Genomic DNA, 15,127 nt, shown 5'->3' with positions numbered 1-15,127 from the left:
TATGGAGTCGTATGGCCTCTACTTTGGTTTCAAATGTATACTCGTTAAATTTTGTTCCCTTTTTCGCCGGCATAAAAAATGCACCCCCTAGATTTCATCGGATCAACCAGGGGTTTATTGCAATGTCTATTCTAAGGGGTGCACTTCATATACTTAGGAGGGATTTTTTCATGGGGAATATTAAAAATACGTATAGTCAGGAATTCAAGTTGGAAATTGTGAACATGTACTTGGAAGAGGGAAAAACCTCCTATCAGTTATCCAAAAATCTGAATCTGGATACAAAAATGATTCGGCGCTGGGTTCATGCCTTTCGAGAAGAAGAGATTACAGCCCTCAGCGAGCGTAGAGGAAGCAAAACCGGTACGGGAAAAGGACGTCCCCGGACGAAAGGATTGAGTCTGGAGGAGGAAGTCGCAAGACTTCGAATGGAGAATGCATTCTTAAAAAAGCTGCGGGAATTCCAAAGGGGGTGAGCAACCATCAAACCTATGTCGCTGTATATCAAACGATTCAATGTCTATCCCCAGAATATCCGATCCAGGATTTATGCAGATTGGCTTACGTGTCTCGAAGCGGTTACTATAAATGGTTGCGTCGTTCTCCGGAAAAATCAAGGAAGCAACAAGAAGACGAACAGATCCTGGATTGGTTGAAGGAGGGTTACCACGCCGTGAAAGGGATCTATGGTTATCCGCGAATGACAGCTTGGCTTCGTCGCCAGTACGCCTGCAAGGTGAATCACAAGCGGGTCTACAATCCCGGATACGCAGAAAGAAACGCTTCTTTTAAACCTGTCTGTGAAGGAAATAAGGCGGAGAATACGTTGAACCGGGAGTTTACGGCAGAGCGTCCCAATCAGAAGTGGGTGACCGATATTACCTATCTTCCTTATCGAGGGACATTCCTGTACCTCTCAGCGATTAAAGATCTGTACAGTAAGGAGATTGTAGCGTACCAAATCAGCCATCGTAACGATCTTGATCTCGTCTTGAACACACTGGACCAAGCCATAAAAAAAGAGAGGGTAACCGGTACCTTGATTCATAGTGATCAAGGATTCCAGTATACCTCCCACAAATACAAAAACGTACTTCAAGAATACAAGATGATTCGTAGTATGTCCAGACGGGGCAATTGTCTGGATAATGCTTGTATGGAAAATTTCTTCGGCATCTCAAAGCCGAATGCCTGTACATTCAAAAATTCGGGTCTGTAGAAGATCTTACTCAAGCGATCCATTCCTACATCCGTTTCTACAACCAGGAACGCATCAGCTTAACTTGAACAACAAGAGCCCGATTGAATACCGGACTCAAGCTGCTTAATTTAAGGGCATTTTCTTTACTGTCTATTTGACAGGGGTAAGTTCAAGTTAAAGGTTCTTTTTATGTGCTGCCTTTTTAATGAGTCATGTGTTCTCCACTTTTATCCTGTCACCTTCAACCAAAATAACTTCCGCGTTGCTGATTGGATATAAATTTAATTGGCAGCCATATTCCTCAATGATGTTCTCCACCGCTTTTTTAAACGGTATGTTCGTATGATGGGGGACTGGATAGAATTCAATTACCCCTAGCGCAGCAAAGGAATCTAAAGCAGGCGCCTCCTGCACATCGTCCATAAGTTGAACATATTCGATATTCGGTGATAAAATCATCGAACCTGCAGATTCGCCTATATACAATTTTCCTGCATTAACTTCTTCAGCAATGATTTTGTCAGCCCCGGTTCTTTTTAACTCTTGAAGTAAATAAAATGTGTTGCCTCCGGTAATATAAATATAGTCATTCCCTCTAATTTTACTCGCTATTTCATCCCGGGTTGCTGTGCTTATTTCGATTTCATCCACGACTAATCCTAAATTCTCTAATGCTTTTTTTCCTGATTCCACATAAAACTTAACTTTCTCTGGAATACTTGCGGTTGGGATGAAGGTGACTTTTTTTCCTTCCAAGTTTTCACCGGCGAAATGGACTAACCATGGTGCAACATCCTTAAATGAGGACGACAAAAATATTTTTTTCATCTCTTTATTCTCCTTAGAACAGCGTTTAATGAAACGGGATATGTAACACTTTATTCTAGGTATATTATAAAATATATTAGTATCAAAACATGACACCATTGGAGGATAACATAAAAAAGCTTGAAGCTGATAAAGTCATATAAAAAAAGGAGACATTATTATTGAATAATATCTCCTTTTTTTCAACCTCATATCCGTTGAAAATAACTGGGGTTCCTTGATTTTGACCCATAAAAATACTCTCTTCCCCGCTCTCATTTTGAGTTGGGAGCAGAGGTTCGACCTTGAACCCGTAAAAAAGACTCCTGCCGCACAGCGATATTTCGGCCGATGCGGAGGAGTCCTGATGTTGTATTGGTGAATCTCAAAAGGTTCATGGTTACAGGGCAGGAGTTCCCGCGTTTATTCCCACTCAATCGTTGCTGGTGGTTTGGAGGTGATATCGTACACGATGCGATTCACGTTATCCACTTCGTTTACGATACGTACCGAAATTTTCTCCAGCACATCCCAAGGGATACGTGCCCAGTCGGCGGTCATACCGTCGATGGAGGTTACTGCACGAATACCTACAGTGTAAGAATACGTACGAGCATCGCCCATAACGCCAACACTCTTCATATTCGGCAAAGCGGTGAAGTATTGCCAGATTTCCCGGTCCAGACCGGCTTTAGCAATCTCCTCGCGCAAAATATAATCCGATTCACGAACAATCGTAAGCTTGTCCTCTGTCACTTCACCCAGAACGCGAATAGCGAGACCCGGACCTGGGAATGGCTGACGCCATACAATCTCAGGTGGAAGTCCGCATTCTTCACCAACTTTACGCACTTCGTCCTTGAACAGTGCATTCAGTGGTTCGATCAACTTGAACTTCATATCCTCTGGCAAACCACCTACATTATGGTGCGATTTGATCGTCTGTGCCGTTGCTGTTCCACTCTCTACGATATCCGTATACAGCGTGCCTTGTGCCAGGAAGTCAAAATCGTCAAATTGAGCTGACTCTTCTTCAAAAACATAAATGAACTCGTTGCCGATGATTTTACGTTTTTGTTCCGGATCATCGACTCCTGCCAGTTTGGACAGGAAACGCTCACGTGCGTCAATTTTGACAACTTTCATATCAAATTTACCAACGAACGTCTCCATTACACTTTCGGCTTCACCTTTGCGCAGCAATCCATGGTCAATGAACATACACGTCAGTTGGTCACCGATCGCTTTGTGAATGAGCATCGCTACAACGGAAGAATCCACGCCGCCACTTAAGGCACACAATACTTTCTTGTCGCCTACCTGTTGACGAATCTCACGAATCTGATCTTCAATGAACGATTCCATCGTCCAGTTGCCTTCACAACCGCACACTTCATACAGGAAGTTACTAATCATTTTATTACCTTGAATGGAATGACGTACTTCTGGATGGAACTGTACCGCATACAGATTCCGTTCCGGATGACTCATGGCAGCAATCGGCGCACTCTCCGTTCCTGCATCCAGTTTAAAGCCAGATGGCAGATCTGTAACGTGATCCCCATGGCTCATCCATACGGTTTGACGGGATTCCAGACCTTTAGCCAGTAGGGTATCCTCATTGAATTGCACGTCTGCTTTGCCGTACTCACGCTTGCCCGCACGTTCTACCTTACCGTCCAGTTGGTGAGCCATCAGCTGCATACCATAACAAATGCCAAAAATAGGAATTCCAAGATCATAAATAGCCCGATCCACCTGAGGAGCATTATCTGTATATACGCTGGAAGGTCCACCTGAGAAAACAATCCCTTTCGGCGCCAGCTCTCTCAGCTTCTCCGCAGGCGTATTGTATGGAAGGAGCTCGCTATATACACCGAGATCCCGAATTCTTCTTGCGATTAACTGGTTGTATTGTCCTCCAAAGTCGAGAACTACAACGATTTCATTAGGCTTATTCATTACCGTGCCTCCCTCAATTGTTCGTTTCATTATACGCAACGATAAAACAAGACGTCAAGAAATCAACCGGAGTTGAGTGGACACGAAAAGATTGTTAAAATAAATTGATTCTAAATTACTTAATCTGTTCGTAGGAGTGTAAACGATGGATGTGCTGAAGTGGATCGCGCAATTGTTCGAAGAATACGGATACGGCGTCCTTTTTTTCGGCTTACTGCTTGAGTTTATTGCTTTACCTTTTCCCGGGGAAACCACGATGGCTTATGCGGGATATCTTTCCTATGCGGGTACCCTGGATTTCGGTAAACTGGTGCTGCTAGCTTTTTTGGGCACAACCATCGGTATGACCATTACCTACTTTATTGGAAAATGGGCTGGACTCCCCTTTATTCAGAAATACGGTAAATGGGTTTTGTTATCGCCGGACAAGCTTCAGAAAACGCAAAAATGGTTTCAACGATATGGATACTGGCTTATTTTTCTTGGATATTTCATCCCCGGTGTCAGGCATTTTACCGGCTATTTTGCCGGAATTATTGCTCTTTCTTTCCGTAAATTTGTCTTGTATGCTTACAGCGGCGCTTTATTCTGGGTCATACTCTTTCTAAGCATCGGCAAGCTGTTTGGCCCCCAGTGGGATGCCATTTTCCATTTGGTAGAGCTGTATGCACTACGAATCGCGGCGGTCGTTGGGTTCATGATCCTGCTGTATATTATTTACCGATGGAGAAGCTCCCTGTTTAGCTCACTACGCAAATCCGAAAAATCGGTGAAAACCAGCAACAAGGATGACACGAAATAGTCAAACTCCTGCCGCCTTACGACTACGGGTCCCTGCATAATACATTGAAATCACGATAGATATCACAACAAACCCCGCGCCTCCAGCCAAGCCCAACAATCGCGGCTCCATCATTTCAACCGCCACCCCTGCTCCACACATAGACAGTCCGATGATACCCTGGCTCCACGCCGTCAGCATGCCCAACAATGGACCCTGTAAATACAATGGGGTCTCCCGCATTAATAATGTATCCAAGCAAATCGCCCCCACCCCGCCAGCCAACGAAATAAAGAAGTAGATGGCAACCGCTGTCCATGCGTGATAAGTACCGCTTAATCCCATAAGTAAAATCCCTTCCAAACAAAAGGCACACCAGTCCTCCCTTCAACAAAGAACGACTGAATAAACGCCCTGCTGCATAGCTGGCAACCAGACCCGCGCCCAAAGCCAAGTAAAACAATCCAATCCCGGCATCGCCCAGCCTCAAATTCCTGCACTATTGCCTGTTTACCATATTAATCAGCTCCAATCGATAGGATTATTCATTATACATTAATCTAATTAGTTGTTTGTCTAATTCACAAAATCTCTATACAACCGTCAAGGCATAAATCCATAACTTCAGAGCATACTAAGCCAATAAACTCCAATATCGGAGGATTTTACGTATGCCAAATCAGAATAAAGTTTGTCCGCTTACTCATGTGTCCTCTAACTTGAGGGATAATGTAAACCATATTGAAAGCTCCTTTGGAAACAGTGGAGATTTAATCATTAAAAAGCTGTTATGGATGCAAAAATGGCCAGCAGCTTTGTTTTATATCGATGGTCTGGTCAACACTCAATTGCTCCATGATTCCGTTTTACGTTCATTGATGCGGGTAAACGAACATCATGTACCGGAGGGCGCCGAACCGTTCGATTATTTAAAGGATCAAGTATTAATTGCTGGTAACTCCGGCAGTTTGGACGAAATGGATGACCTGTTCAACCGGATGCTATCCGGCGGTATCATCATTTTGCTGGACGGATACACAAAGGGCATATGGATTGATGCGGTTGGCTGGGAGGATCGCAATGTCAGCGAGCCCCAATCCCAGACCGTTGTACGCGGTCCAATGGAAGGCTTCACCGAAAATTTGCGTACCAACACAGCTCTAATTCGTAGGCGAATCCGCGATCCGCGCCTGTGGATGGAAACAAGACAGATCGGTCAAGTCACTCATACCAATGTGACCGTGATGTATATCAAAGGAATTGCTGACGAAGGGGTTATTCAGGAACTGAGAGAGCGTCTGGACCGAATTGATATTGACGGGATTTTGGAAGGGGGTTACATCGAGGAGGAAATTCAGGATGTGACCTTCACCCCGTTTCCCACCATATATAACAGCGAGCGCCCGGATTCGGTCGCTGCCAGCCTGCTGGAAGGCCGAATCGCTATATTGGTGGACGGGACACCCTTTGTTCTGTTGATTCCTGCGCTATTCGTCCAATTTTTCCAATCACCGGATGATTATTATCAGCGTGCTGACATCAGCACTTTATTGCGTATGCTGCGTTTCTTTTCTTTTTTTATCGCTATGCTGGCACCCGCAGTTTATATTGCGGTTACCACCTTTCATCAGGAGATGATTCCTACAAACTTACTGATCAGCCTCGCCGCACAAAGGGAAGGCGTACCGTTTCCTGCTTTTGTTGAAGCCATGCTCATGGAAATTACTTATGAGATTTTACGTGAAGCCGGGGTACGTATTCCCAAGACAGTCGGGCAAGCCGTATCCATTGTAGGCACACTGGTCATTGGGCAAGCAGCTGTAGAAGCAGGGGTTGTCTCGGCGGCTATGGTCATTGTCGTGTCCATTACAGCCATCTCCAGCTATGTTATTCCGGAAAACGGTCTGTCCATAGCGGTCCGAATTGTACGCTTTGCCTTAATGATGCTAGCCGCAGCCTTTGGACTTCTTGGAATATTGATGGGATTGATCGTACTTTTGCTGCACTTAACGAGTCTGCGATCGTTTGGAGTATCTTACATGAGTCCATTTGGCCCCTATGTGGAAAGCGATATGAAGGATACACTATTTCGCTTGCCCTGGCCTCGTATGACTACACGGCCTCAATCCAACTCTATTCAAAATACGATTCGCCAAAAAACGAAAAAAAGACGGATCGGCAATAAATCACAAAGCAGAAGGGACCAACCATGAAGCAGACCTTACATTTGTTCTTCGTCTGGGGGCTGATTGCATTACTATTGGGTGGATGCTGGGACCGCAAAGAACTAAATGAGCTGGGCATCGCTATTGGGATCGGAGTGGATATGGAAGGAGAGCAATATCAGGTGACAGCTCAGGTGGTCATTCCTTCTGCAGTAGCTTCCAAATCTGCAACAAGTGGAGGCTCCCCGGTGGTTACTTATCAGGCCACAGCGCCCACGATTCAAGAAGCTATTCAAAAAATGACAGATACAAGCCCACGCTCCATCTATTTATCACATATTCGTATGTTGATTTTGGGTGAAGCATATGCAAGAAAAGGAATTTCCGATGTGATTGAGGCCTTAATGCGGGAGCCTTTTACAAGAAGTGATTTTTATATTGCGATAGCCAAAAATAACAAGGCTTCCACGATTTTAAAGATACCGACTGCTCTGGAGAAATTACCAGCTAATAAAATGTTCGCTTCGTTGGACACCTTAACCAAAACATGGGCTCCTGCCACCAAAGTAACCATGGATCAACTGCTTAGCAATCTGGTTAATCCCGAAATCCAGTCCACTCTGCCCGCTTTGGAAGCTGTCGGAAATATAGAGTCGTCCATAGACAAAGGCTTAGAAGATACCACAAGCATATCTCCTAAAACTACATTGAGGTTCTCCGGTATCGGTGTATTTAAAAAAGACCGTTTGCTAGGATGGCTGAATGAACAAGACAGCAAAGGATTCAACTATATTCGGAATGAAGTGGACACGACAACGGGACATGCCGACTGTGAGGGAGGTGGTAATATCGCCTTATTAACTTTGAACAGTGATACTAAAAACAAAGTCATAATCCGTGGTGGAGAGCCTGTTATTTTAATATCGGTTACCAACAACAGCGCTGTACGAGAAGTCAACTGTCAGCATATGAAGTTAAGCAGTATGGCCGATATTAAAGAAATTGAAGCCGCAAGCAATGAAAAAATTGTTGGAATTTTAAAGCATTCCGTAGAAACCGTACGACGTGAGTTTAAATCAGACATTTTTGGATTTGGTCAGTTGATTCACCAGTCCAATCCCGAACTTTGGAAAAGGATAAAAGAAACGAAAGAAAATCCATTTATGGACTTACAGATTGAATACAAAGCAAAAACAAAAATCCAAAAAATTGGTACCTTGTTTGAATCATTCCAAAAACAAATGAAGGAGTGAGTTTGGTGGAGGAGAAAGGGCGTATCAGCATCACGAATATAGCTGTACTCGTATTTTTGAGTATTTTCGGAGACTGTGTATTGGTGTATCCCTCCATCATTACAAGCATATCCAAACAGGATGCCTGGATTAGTTCATTTTTAAGTATCCCTGCAGGATTAGCTGTGCTGTGGCTACTCCTGCGGGTACATCAGCTTTATCCTGATCTCACCTTTATTCAACTCTGTCAGCGAATTTTGGGTTCATGGTTAGGCGCTAGCATCTCTGTATGGTATTTGTTTCATTTATTGATGAATTCAGCGATTTATTTAAGAGAAGTCGGGGATTTTTTGAACACCCAAACTTACATCGTTACCCCTCTCCCTGTGATCAATTTATTCTTAATCCTTGTCCTTATGTGGGGACTGTATATGGGGCTGGAGCCTATTGCCCGAACTGCTCAAATATTATCTCCATTATTCTTGGCATTCACCTTATTTTTAATCCTGTGTTTACTGCCACAATGCGACAGTCAGCAGCTTAAACCCATAATGGAGCAAGGTATTCCTACGATTATCGAAGGCAGCATTTTTGCAGTTTCGTATCCATACGGAGAATTAGCCTTTTTACTGATGATTCTTCCTTATGTAAGCAAAAAACCAGGTCTGAAAAAGTCTGTTTTACTATCTGGACTTGTGGCCATCATTTTGTTAAGCGTGCTGCTACTTGTTTCAATCATGGTACTAGGCCCTTTTGTAACAGAACACAGTGTGTACACCTCTTATACGCTATCCAAAAAGGTTAACATTGGAAATTTCTTGCAGAGGATTGAATCCATGATGAGCATAGCCTGGATTATCACTACCTTTGTTAAAACCATTTTACACTTCTATGCCTTTACATTAGGAATGACTCAGCTACTGCGATTAGACAATGTACGGACCTTTCTTGGCCCCAGCTTCATGATCCTATTTGGTTTGATTATCGTTTCGGCACCCAATATTACATACTATCTGGATACGATCGTCCATGCCTGGATTTATTGGGATTTGACCGATTCGGTTGTCCTTCCTTTACTGCTGCTTGTCGTATACAAGTTTAGATCAAAAGGCAGCCACTCTCTAGGACCCGGGTAATCCCCTCACCTTTAATGGAAGGAGCAATGTCATGCTGATTACCATTACCGTCATCTGTATCGGTCTAGCCATCGCCGCCAAGGATCTACCAGGCTTGTATCGCAAGCGTAAGATTAAGGATATGTTAGTGTACATCATTATGCTTGGTTTAGGAACATGGCTCAGTGTCCTTGCTGCCAAATTAGAGGTTACGCCAAGTCCGCTGATTCTGATTGAAATAATCTATAACCCCGTTAATACTTTTGTGTCACATTTATTTGGCTTTTAGAAGGGAGGCAGCCACAAATGTCAAAAAAAGCACGTATCAGTGTTCGGCAAGTGACTGTCCTTATGTTTATGTGTTTAATCGGGGATATGCTCTTAATCTATCCGACTATTATTACGCACATTGCTCATCAGGATGCCTGGATCAGCTCTATACTGTCCATTCCGTTAGGCTTAATTGTTATTTACGTGCTCGTTCGCGTTCATGAGCTCTACCCGAGCCTTACACTTATTGAAGCGATTCGCAAAATTTTGGGGCCCGTATTCGGAACCATTGTCTCCTGCTGGTATTTGTTTTATTTTTTAATGAACACCGCTCTTATTGCGAGAGAGGTAGGCGATTTCCTGACTACCCAGTTATTTGTACAAACCCCTCTGCGTGTCCTGCTCGCTATGGGAATATCCCTAATGGTGCTTACTGCGCTAATGGGAATTGAAGCTTTCGGTCGTGTTAGCGAGATGCTATTACCAGCATATATATTAATCTTCTCTGGTCTGATCCTTGCACTCCTGCCACAAGTTCAGCTTTCTAATTTACGGCCTGTTTTGGAAAACGGGTTAGCTCCTGTTGCTAAAGGAATGGTCCCAGGCGTGGCTATGCCTTTTGCCGGAATGTCTATTATGCTCATGGTTTTTCCTTATGTAAACAAAAAAGCCCATTTTAAAAAGGACATGTTGCTCGCTTCCCTTATAGGCGGAATCGTGATTAGCCTGTTTCTGCTGCTCTCCCTTCTTGTGATTGGACCCTTTGTGACCAATTACAGTCCATACATTTCTTCTGTACTCACGACACAAATTAATGAACTGAATTATATTACACGCGTTGAATCGCTTGTTGCTTTAACCTGGGCACTGGCTGCCTATTTCAAGGGAGTTCTTTTCTTCTACGCCTTCACTTTTGGAACACCCCAGTTGTTCCGGATTTCTAATAGTCGTCCATTCGTCATACCCGCAGGAGCGCTTGTGTTTGGTATGACCATTTTAATATCACCAAATGTTTTCTATTACGTAAGAACTCTTGTTTACCCATTAGCAGCCTGGAATATTACGAACGGCTTTATCATTCCGCTTTTGTTATGGGCTGTGTATCTCTGTCAGCAGAAGTGGAAGCGGAGGCAGAATCTACCCAGAAATTAGAAAACCTTCATCAACCGAAGCATCTTCATATAGAAGCCGGTATCCGAAGGTTTTCTTTTTTTCTTAATTTACTCCATGTTCCGAATGTACTCCAACGAAGCATTGATATGCCCTTTGACTCTCAAACCACGCCATTCATGAACTAAAATGCCATTCGCATCAATCAGGAACGTAGACCGAACAATACCCATGTACTGCTTGCCGTACATCTGTTTTTGCTGCCATACACCATACATCTCAGCCACCTGATGCTCTTCATCAGATAACAACTGAAAAGGTAGTCCGTACTTTGCAATAAACTTGTCATGCTGCTTGAGTGGATCAGGGCTTATCCCGAGAATCACCGTATTCAAGCCTTCAAACTCCGTATGTTTATCCCGAAAATCACAAGCCTGTGTCGAGCAGCTAGAGGTCAAATCCTTGGGATAGAAATACAGCAATACCCTACTACCTCGATAATCAGACAGCTTGACACTCTTTCCCTCACTCCCAGGCAATTCAAAGTCCGGTGCCGCTTGTCCAATAACGGTAAATGTTGTGGACATCTCATCATCTCCTATCTTGTGGGGGTTCTTATGTGATCCGACCTATGAGCCTGCCCCTCTGTAGCGACGGATTCCCCAGTTCCACGCCAGTAAGCCCAAGGTCAGAAAGACAATCCCCATCACAGGAGTTAAGAGCGCCATATGGCGCATGTCCTCTCGGTGAAGAAACAGGGAGGCCGGATATACGCCAACAAAAGCAAAAGGCAGTATCCAGGTCAGCACAACCTGAATGGCACGGTTATAGATCGTCACCGGATAACGTCCGTAGCCCTGAATATTGTACATGAGCGGGATAATCCCTGTGGGTGCATCCGAAAAGAATGAAAGGGAAGTCAATATGGTGTATATGCCCGTATAGATTGCCACGGCACTTAGGCTCAAAACGATCAGCGCTGGTACGAACCACCACTCCATAGCCAAATCCATCTGTGCCCCGCTGATCCCCATAATAATCAGACCGATCACTGAGCCCACCAGCGCGGGCGGGTCCACATTTTCAAGGAAAATCTGGAACAGATTATATGCAGGACGAGTCATTACCCGGTCGAGCTCACCTTTCACAATATAACGTTCGCTAAAGTTCCAAAGGTTTACAAAACAGCTGAATAGTCCGTAAGGAACCATGAAAAATCCATAAACGAACACGACTTCATTTTCACTCCAGCCCCCCAAACTGTCTGTATGCATAAAAATAACCAGGATAAAAATAAGATTCGTGGCCTGAAACAGCAGGTCTGAAATAACTTCTACCCAAAAGTCGGCCCGATAGGTGAGCCGTGACTTCATGTAATTTTTCAAATATTCGCTAATGAGACCCAAATAGTACATCATCGGCTTACCCTCCCTGCACGAACAGACGTCTGCGCGCCAGTCGCCAAATGATGATCATCGGCACGAGCAGAACGACCAGCCAAATGATTTGGATACCCAGTACATTCCAGATGCCAACGCCTTTTACACGTCCCGTAAATACAGAACCCGGCAAATAGGTAATCGCCTGAAACGGCATCCATTGGGCGATCGTCGCCAGCCAGCCTGGAAACAAACTGATTGGCAAAATCAACCCAGAAAACAGATCTACAACTACGCGCTTCATACGCATCATGCCCTCATTATTTTCGATAAAAAAGGCCGTTAATCCCGTAATAATATTAATCTGAGTGTTGATCATAAAGCTAAAAAACAGCATGACCAGAAAACCAACCCAGGCTACCGGATCAGTGGGAAGCTTCACCGGAAATAGCAGCAACGCAATCGCCATACCTGGAATCATAAACAACAGAAAACGGAACATTCCCTCGCCGAGTCCTTGCATAAATTTAACAAATACATAATTATAAGGTCGGATCATCTGAATAGCGATGCTTCCATCACGAATATCCGTCGAGATTTCACGATCCAGATTGTTAAAATAAAAGGCCCTCGCCATCCACGATACTGCTACATACGTCGTCATCTGAGCAGCGGTAAAGCCTCCAATGCTACCCGCATCGCCATATATCGCTTTGTATGTGAAATAATACACGCCAATATTCATGCAATAAATAAGGATTCCTGAATAATAGTTCACACGATACGCAAGCATCGTGAGGAATCGGATACGAATAAAATCGGTATATACGCTAAGCATGAACTTTGGCCTCCACTATCGGATTGCCCTGGCGTTCAGCCGAGCCAGACTGATAGATACTGCGGACGATATCATCCGTGTTGGTTTCAATGATTTTGATATCCGTAATGTCAGTGCGACCAACTACGCTTGCGAGGACATCCGATACATTAATATGAAGAGGGATCCACACTTTGGCAGCCAAATCATTATCCATCGTCCAAGTCAGTGGCATATCAGCAGTCCATGCCTGCAATTGCTCCAATTGAGTCGGTGTGCCGAACTGAAACCGTACTTCTCGGCCTGTACCCCAACGCGCCTTCAGATCATCCAGACCACCATCATAAATGATATTCCCATCATCCAGCATAATGACGCGCGAGCACAGCGCTTCAATATCCTGCAAATCATGGGTCGTCAGCAAAATAGTCGTGCCGTGATCCCGGTTCATGTCCTTCAGAAACTCGCGGATTTCGGACTTCACCATAATATCGAGCCCAATGGTCGGCTCGTCCAGAAAAACAATGGACGGATTGTGCAGCAAGGCAGCTACCAGCTCACAGCGCATCCGTTGCCCGAGACTAAGCTTGCGTACCGGACGGCTTAGCAGATCCTGCAATTGCAGCCTCTCCACCAGCTCATCCAGCCTGCGTTTGAAGTCCGTAGCCGGAACCTGATATACTTTGCGCAGCAGTTGAAAAGACTCGATCACACCGATGTCCCACCAAAGCTGGCTGCGCTGACCGAAAACAACGCCAATGTTGCCTACAAATTTCTCACGCTCCTCATAGGGGACATAACCGCCCACCTTGAGATGTCCCGATGTCGGCACGAGAATGCCTGTCAGCATCTTAATCGTGGTGGACTTTCCGGCGCCGTTCTCACCGATATAACCGCATATTTCTCCTTGCGGAATACGGAAGGATATATCTTTGACCGCGGCCACCTCGTTGTATTCGCGGGCGAATAAATCAAGGAAGGCACCTTTTAAGCCCTCGCGGTTTTTTTGAACCTTAAATGTTTTGCGCAGATCCTGCACATCAATTGCCAGCATGTTATACCTCTCAATCAGGATTTTGTAAAATCCATAGTTAAATTGATTGTGCTCCAAAAAGAAATTATAATGTAATGAACTGAAAAGTGAAAGGGAGAGCATCCATGACAAGCAGAACCAAAAGGACGATATGGTCGGTTCTAGCCGTGGTTATCGTCGCGATTGTCGGCTTTGCCGTGTACTATTTTACATCCATTTATAATCAGCTGGATAATCTGCATAAAGAGGGTGCTAACTCCCCCTTCAAAAATGTAAAGCAGGTCGATCAGGTTCGTACGCCAGAACCGCCCAAGTGGGAAGGTACCGATATGGTCAACATTTTGCTGATGGGAGTCGATGGCCGCGGTATCCAGCAAGGGGAAGTCCCCCGATCGGACAGCATGATGGTCGTATCGCTGGACCCCGTCAAGAAAAAAATCCACATGTTCTCTATTTTGCGTGATACGTACGTGGATATTCCCGGCTACGGAAAAAATCGGATTAACACCGCCATTACTCACGGACCCAACACGGCCATGAAGACGGCTGGCGATCTGTTGGGCATCCCAGTGCAATATTATGTGTATACCGATTTCCAAGGATTTATTAAGCTAATAGACGCTGTAGGCGGCATTGATTTTGAAGTAGAGAAGGATATGCATTATACAAGTAATGCGGATAAGCATCAATACGATATTGACTTGAAGAAGGGCATGCAGCATCTGGATGGCAACACAGCGCTTCAATATGTGCGGTTCCGCCACGATGCGATGTCCGACTTCTCCCGTTCAGGACGGCAACGGGCATTTTTGGAGGCAATAGCCCAGAAAATGCAGACCACGACTTCCATCGCCAACCTGCCGAACATTTTAGAGCAGGTTAACCCGTACATTGACACGAATCTCAGTGTTAACGATATGTGGAAGCTGGCGAATGTGGGGTACCAAAGCAACTTTGCAGGCAGCGAACAGGTTCCACCGATGAAGCTGCTCGGAGAAGAAAATGTGGGCGGCGCGGCAGTTCTTACCGTCCGCGATCCGGAAGAACTGAAAAAGTACGTTCAGGATATATTTAATAATCCGCCTGTACAAACACAGGAACAAAATAAGGACCAGAACGAAACAAAGCAGCCGGATAGTGCGTCGTCATCCAAGACGGATAAAGCTTCATTTACAGGGGGCAGTAAAACCAGTAGTGAGGATGCTTCCACACAATCGACAACAAAGACAGGACAAAAAGAGCTATAATGATGTAT

The 15,127-nt window shown here is 44.7% G+C and carries 17 protein-coding genes; 10 read left to right on the top strand and 7 right to left on the bottom strand.

The window, feature by feature from the left end; translation table 11 throughout:
* Positions 1-170 precede the first annotated feature (170 nt).
* From AC6EJC_RS22500 to AC6EJC_RS22490, 3 genes are read left to right on the top strand one after another with little or no spacing between them, the layout of a single operon-like run.
* Positions 171-476 (top strand): transposase, encoded by a 306-nt coding sequence (locus AC6EJC_RS22500; protein WP_444955873.1) that lies wholly within the window; start codon positions 171-173, stop codon positions 474-476.
* Positions 473-1,219 (top strand): IS3 family transposase, encoded by a 747-nt coding sequence (locus AC6EJC_RS22495; protein WP_444955872.1) that lies wholly within the window; start codon positions 473-475, stop codon positions 1,217-1,219. The genes AC6EJC_RS22500 and AC6EJC_RS22495 overlap by 4 nt, the downstream gene beginning before the upstream one ends.
* The gene (locus AC6EJC_RS22490) at positions 1,192-1,287 is read left to right on the top strand and encodes an IS3 family transposase (RefSeq protein WP_444955879.1); all 96 of its coding nucleotides are present in this window, start codon (positions 1,192-1,194) and stop codon (positions 1,285-1,287) included. The genes AC6EJC_RS22495 and AC6EJC_RS22490 overlap by 28 nt, the downstream gene beginning before the upstream one ends.
* 124 nt (positions 1,288-1,411) lie before the next feature.
* Here the strand turns inward: AC6EJC_RS22490 and AC6EJC_RS22485 are convergent, their stop codons facing one another.
* Positions 1,412-2,029, bottom strand: coding sequence for a peptidase E (locus AC6EJC_RS22485; protein ID WP_444955871.1), 618 nt, complete (start codon positions 2,027-2,029; stop codon positions 1,412-1,414).
* 402 nt (positions 2,030-2,431) lie between these two features.
* Positions 2,432-3,970, bottom strand: a complete 1,539-nt coding sequence (gene guaA, locus AC6EJC_RS22480; protein WP_444955870.1) for a glutamine-hydrolyzing GMP synthase — start codon at positions 3,968-3,970, stop codon at positions 2,432-2,434.
* 145 nt (positions 3,971-4,115) lie between these two features.
* Between guaA and AC6EJC_RS22475 the strand changes: the two genes are divergently transcribed.
* The gene (locus AC6EJC_RS22475) at positions 4,116-4,772 is read left to right on the top strand and encodes a DedA family protein (protein ID WP_444955869.1); all 657 of its coding nucleotides are present in this window, start codon (positions 4,116-4,118) and stop codon (positions 4,770-4,772) included.
* On the opposite strand, the gene AC6EJC_RS22470 is transcribed toward AC6EJC_RS22475, so the two are convergent.
* The gene (locus AC6EJC_RS22470) at positions 4,773-5,096 is read right to left on the bottom strand and encodes a hypothetical protein (protein WP_444955868.1); all 324 of its coding nucleotides are present in this window, start codon (positions 5,094-5,096) and stop codon (positions 4,773-4,775) included.
* A 326-nt stretch (positions 5,097-5,422) separates the two neighbouring features.
* Here AC6EJC_RS22470 and AC6EJC_RS22465 point away from each other — a divergent pair, with 326 nt between their 5' ends.
* The 5 genes from AC6EJC_RS22465 to AC6EJC_RS22445 are packed head-to-tail and all read left to right on the top strand — an operon-like array spanning position 5,423 to position 10,685.
* Complete coding sequence (locus tag AC6EJC_RS22465) at positions 5,423-6,964, top strand: spore germination protein (RefSeq protein ID WP_444955867.1); 1,542 nt, start codon at positions 5,423-5,425, stop codon at positions 6,962-6,964.
* Positions 6,961-8,169: a Ger(x)C family spore germination protein gene (locus AC6EJC_RS22460; RefSeq protein WP_444955866.1), complete on the top strand. Its 1,209-nt coding sequence runs from the start codon at positions 6,961-6,963 to the stop codon at positions 8,167-8,169. The genes AC6EJC_RS22465 and AC6EJC_RS22460 overlap by 4 nt, the downstream gene beginning before the upstream one ends.
* Before the next feature lie 5 nt (positions 8,170-8,174).
* Positions 8,175-9,284 carry a GerAB/ArcD/ProY family transporter gene (locus AC6EJC_RS22455; RefSeq protein ID WP_444955865.1) on the top strand — a complete coding sequence of 370 codons (1,110 nt, stop codon included), beginning with the start codon at positions 8,175-8,177 and terminating at the stop codon, positions 9,282-9,284.
* A 31-nt stretch (positions 9,285-9,315) separates the two neighbouring features.
* The gene (locus AC6EJC_RS22450; RefSeq protein WP_444955864.1) at positions 9,316-9,552 is read left to right on the top strand and encodes a hypothetical protein; all 237 of its coding nucleotides are present in this window, start codon (positions 9,316-9,318) and stop codon (positions 9,550-9,552) included.
* Positions 9,553-9,569: 17 nt separating this feature from the next.
* Entirely contained in the window at positions 9,570-10,685 is a 1,116-nt protein-coding gene (locus AC6EJC_RS22445; protein ID WP_444955863.1) for a GerAB/ArcD/ProY family transporter, read from the top strand.
* 68 nt (positions 10,686-10,753) lie between these two features.
* On the opposite strand, the gene bcp is transcribed toward AC6EJC_RS22445, so the two are convergent.
* Genes bcp through AC6EJC_RS22425 form a run of 4 tightly spaced genes read right to left on the bottom strand, consistent with a single transcriptional unit; the run spans position 10,754 to position 13,893 of the window.
* Positions 10,754-11,230 carry a thioredoxin-dependent thiol peroxidase gene (gene bcp, locus AC6EJC_RS22440; protein ID WP_444955862.1) on the bottom strand — a complete coding sequence of 159 codons (477 nt, stop codon included), beginning with the start codon at positions 11,228-11,230 and terminating at the stop codon, positions 10,754-10,756.
* A 42-nt stretch (positions 11,231-11,272) separates the two neighbouring features.
* Positions 11,273-12,061: an ABC transporter permease gene (locus AC6EJC_RS22435; RefSeq protein ID WP_080710685.1), complete on the bottom strand. Its 789-nt coding sequence runs from the start codon at positions 12,059-12,061 to the stop codon at positions 11,273-11,275.
* A 4-nt stretch (positions 12,062-12,065) separates the two neighbouring features.
* Positions 12,066-12,860, bottom strand: a complete 795-nt coding sequence (locus tag AC6EJC_RS22430) for an ABC transporter permease (RefSeq protein ID WP_444955861.1) — start codon at positions 12,858-12,860, stop codon at positions 12,066-12,068.
* The gene (locus AC6EJC_RS22425; protein ID WP_444955860.1) at positions 12,853-13,893 is read right to left on the bottom strand and encodes an ABC transporter ATP-binding protein; all 1,041 of its coding nucleotides are present in this window, start codon (positions 13,891-13,893) and stop codon (positions 12,853-12,855) included. Before AC6EJC_RS22425 ends, AC6EJC_RS22430 begins: the two co-directional genes overlap by 8 nt.
* A 104-nt stretch (positions 13,894-13,997) precedes the next feature.
* On the opposite strand from AC6EJC_RS22425, the gene AC6EJC_RS22420 reads away from it, so the two are divergent.
* Positions 13,998-15,119 (top strand): LCP family protein, encoded by a 1,122-nt coding sequence (locus AC6EJC_RS22420; RefSeq protein ID WP_444955859.1) that lies wholly within the window; start codon positions 13,998-14,000, stop codon positions 15,117-15,119.
* The last annotated feature ends 8 nt before the right edge of the window (positions 15,120-15,127 follow it).

Source organism: Paenibacillus sp. TY11, from assembly GCF_059772165.1.
This window is presented reverse-complemented; position numbering and strand designations above follow the sequence as displayed.